Raw genomic sequence first — 3581 nt, forward strand, 5'->3', positions numbered from 1 at the left:
CGCTGGACCGACGGCCACCACATCGTGCACTGGGCAGACGGCGGAACCACCAGCCTCGACAACGCCGTGCTCCTGTGCGGCTACCACCACCGGCAGGTCCACCACAGCCCGTGGCAAGTCCGCATCAACCCCGGCGACGGACTCCCCGAATTCATCCCACCGACCTACATCGACCCCGAACAGAAACCCCAACGCAACCGCTACCACCGACGCCAGTGACGCCGGCGAGCATGGCTGATCAACGGCCCGACTGCGGGTGCACTACTGCCGCGGGCAGCACGACCCCGAAGCCGCGGCGGGCGAGCCTCAGTAGTACCGGGCCGGGCCCGGTGAGGTCGCCCAGGCGATCGGCGCAGAGCCGCTCCAGTTCGGCGAGGACGCGGGCGTACCGGTCAGGCCCTGCCCGGCGAGCTGAGTCGAGGATCGCGGTATTGCTCCAGACCTTCGCCCGCGCCTCGGTCAGGAACCGCCGGGTGGCCGCCCGGTTGGCCGGACGCAGCAGCCGGTCTACCACAGTTGTTCCGGACGCGGTTGTTCCAGACGCGGTCGTTCCGGACGCGGTCGTTCCGGACGCGGTCGTTCCGGACGCGGTCGTTCTGGACGCGGTCGTCCTTGACTCAGCGCTGATCTCCGTGTCCTCTGCCGCGACCCTTGCCATCAGGATCTGGTCGATGCGCCGGTGGTCGGCGGCCCGGCTGGCCAACACCGCGCGGTCGTCGAACTCCGCCGGGGTGATGACGGCGAGCAACGCCTGCGGCAGGTCGTAGTTGATGTGCGCGTTCATACCGAGCAGCACGTGGTGGACGGGCGACAGGTCGGGCCGGTCACGCGCGGTGTCGAAGGCTACCCGCCACGGGAACGGAACCGGCTCACCGAGCAGGTCGGCAGCGAGCGCCTGGACGTACAGGTCGGCGAATGCGACATCCAGCCGTTCGAGCCACCCGGAATCGGCGAAACCCTGCCTCCCGACTTCGTCGGCCACCGCCCGGGTCGTCCTGAGGTACGTGGCGTGGAAGAACCGCCGGGCGTCCTGCGCCGCGCACAGCTGCGTCAGGCGGGCCTCCAACTGCGCGATCACTGTCGCGATGCCGTCACCCGCCGAGCCGGCGCCCATTGGTGCAGCATGACATCCCGCTCAGCGTCGGCGCCGCCCGTACAGGCCGGTGAGGCTGCCCGAGTCCAAGGCCTTGCCCGCCATCGCCCGCCTGAAGCCGGCAGCCGACGCGCCGGGTGCCAGGCCATGCGGCTCGGACAGGGCGGATACCGTGAACACGTACCGATGGGGACGACCGGGTGGTGGGCATGGTCCGCCGTACCCCTGCCTGCCGAAGTCGTTGTTGCCCTGTACCGCTCCGAGCGGCACCTCGCCCTCGCCGAGGCTCGACCGGCTGGGATCGATGCCCCACATGGACCAGTGGGTGAAGGTACCTCCGGGGGCATCGGGATCCTCGACGACCAGGGCGAGCTCAGCGGAGTTCACCGGAATGCCGGAGAACTCGAGGGGTGGCGACACATCGGCGCCATCGCAGGTGAAGCGTTGCGGGATCTCGTCACCATCGCCGAACGCGGAACTGGATACGACGATTGCCATGGACGACTCCGGACCGGGTCGGGGCGGTTGTTCAACGGCGGACATGCTCGACAGCACCGGGTCAATCACCGAACTCGCTTGGCACCCGTCGGGGGGTGAGCGCGGAGACGTAATGGGTGGGAAGGTGGTCCTGCCAGGAGTACGCGAACGGAATCTTTCGCAGCAGCCGGAGCGGGGAGGACAGCAGCGCGAGCGGGGCTGCCGCGATTTCCGCAAGGTTGCTTATCTGGGTGGTGGGATGGGAGGAGTGCCGCCAGTTGCCGTTCTGGTAGCGATACTCCTGGCCGAAGTGCGCGAAGGCGCCGGAAGCCGTCGGTGGGAAGGCGGGGACGATGTCGTTCTGGTACCGGTAGCGAATCACGCTCCGGGACAGGAACTCGTCTTCGGCGCACGCCCGTGCGAATTCGGGACTACCGATCATCGGCTGGCCGAACGTGTACACCGCTCTCAGTTTCTCCGCGATCGGATCGAACACGTGGTCGCTGAGCAGTCCGACAGCCGCCAGGGCGGCCATCGCTCCACCGAGACTGTGGCCGGTCATGTACAGCGCTTCAAGGCTGTAAGGCATCGGCTCCGCCGTCTCGAGGACCGACTGTCCGTTCAATGCGCGTTGCAACGCCGCGGTGACCTCGTTGTCGATGACCCGAACGTTCCGGTAGAACCCGGCGTGCACCTCGAAACTACCGGTGGAACCGGCGACGGAGAGCCGCACTTTCTCTGGATTGACGTCTACTGTCGCCATCCAGCTGATCAGGTTCAGCGGCTCGGTGCCCCGATAGCAAAGGATCACCACCCGGCCGTCGCTGCTCTGTATGAGAAACGCTGTCGAGCGGATGAGCATCGCGTCGACGTAGCGGGCGATCATCCGGCAGTGGCTCTGCTCGAGTCCCAGCCGGGTCATCATCACGCCGAGGGTGTCGGCGTCCGAGTACGCGTACCCCGAGCATGTCGCGAGGGCGTGAGCCAGGATCTCATCCGGGTGTCTGGTCCTCGACAGGAGTGTCTGCCCCAGGTCCGGATAGACCGGGAACCCTGGCGACGTGGCGGGCTTCATCGTCCTGAGATCGCTGAAGCTCGGGGCTACGGTCTCCTGTTGGTGGGCGCCTGGCCGCAGCGCCGGCTGTCCGATCTGCGCGGCGCCTTCTGTTGTCGTGAGGCCGATTACCGAACTGACCACGCTCTTCTCCTTACTGCCGGTGGCAGGAACCGGCTGTAACACCTGGACACGGGAGAGGAGGACTCGGCGCATGGAGACATGGCGCATGGAGACATGGCGCATGGAGACATGGCGCATGAAGACATGGCGCGGCACGGGGCGTGCCTAAAGAGGGGCTCGGTTGTCGGTGCGGCGGCTTGAAGGTCGGTGCATCCGAACGCCGCACCCCTACCCAGCACATCGGGCCTAAACGCTCATGGGGTCCAACCGCTCATGGGGTCCAACCGCTCATCGGATGGGCGCGTTCGACAACCGCAGGTATGGCGGTTGTCAACGCGCGTCCGGCCGGCGGTGGCTTCGGCGTGCGCGCTCGAGTTCGGCCGGTACCGCGTCGGGGATCAGTGCTGGTTTGTCCGTGCCGCGGAACACCAGCTTGGCTCGCTCGATGTCGGTCGGGTCGCCCTCGCAGTCAACCAGGATGATCTGGCCGGGGCGCAGCTCGTTGAACAGGATCCGCTCGGACAGGTTGTCCTCGATCTCGCGCTGGATGGTGCGGCGCAGCGGCCGGGCACCCAGCACCGGGTCGTAGCCCTTCTTGGCGAGGTAGCGCTTGGCGTTGTCGGTCAACTCCAGGCCCATGTCCTTGTTGCGAAGCTGGGACTCGATCCGGGCGGTCATGATATCGACCACCGACAGGATCTCGGCCTCGCTCAAGGGGTGGAAGACGATGGTGTCGTCGATGCGGTTGAGGAACTCCGGGCGGAAGTTCTGCTTCAGCTCGTCGTTGACCTTGACCTTCATCCGCTCGTAGTTGCTCTCAACGTCCTCGGACGA

Annotated in this window: 4 protein-coding genes and 1 pseudogene; 1 reads left to right on the forward strand and 4 read right to left on the reverse strand. The window is 66.8% G+C overall.

The window, feature by feature from the left end; translation table 11 throughout:
- Positions 1–219: HNH endonuclease signature motif containing protein (locus HC028_RS26665; RefSeq protein ID WP_168080201.1), on the forward strand; the 219-nt coding region annotated here is incomplete at its 5' end.
- 19 nt (positions 220–238) lie between these two features.
- Here the strand turns inward: HC028_RS26665 and HC028_RS26670 are convergent.
- The 4 genes and pseudogenes from HC028_RS26670 to HC028_RS26685 form a co-directional block, all read right to left on the reverse strand.
- Entirely contained in the window at positions 239–1114 is an 876-nt protein-coding gene (locus tag HC028_RS26670) for a DUF5995 family protein (RefSeq protein WP_168080202.1), read from the reverse strand.
- A gap of 21 nt (positions 1115–1135) precedes the next feature.
- The gene (locus tag HC028_RS26675; protein ID WP_168080203.1) at positions 1136–1591 is read right to left on the reverse strand and encodes a YbhB/YbcL family Raf kinase inhibitor-like protein; all 456 of its coding nucleotides are present in this window, start codon (positions 1589–1591) and stop codon (positions 1136–1138) included.
- A 61-nt stretch (positions 1592–1652) separates the two neighbouring features.
- The gene (locus HC028_RS28625) at positions 1653–2903 is read right to left on the reverse strand and encodes a lipase family protein (protein ID WP_168080204.1); all 1251 of its coding nucleotides are present in this window, start codon (positions 2901–2903) and stop codon (positions 1653–1655) included.
- Between the two features lie 174 nt (positions 2904–3077).
- A pseudogene (locus HC028_RS26685) lies at positions 3078–3581 on the reverse strand (AAA family ATPase); the annotation flags it as partial.

It is taken from the genome of Planosporangium flavigriseum (genome assembly GCF_011947225.1).
GTDB classification, from domain to species: domain Bacteria; phylum Actinomycetota; class Actinomycetes; order Mycobacteriales; family Micromonosporaceae; genus Planosporangium; species Planosporangium flavigriseum.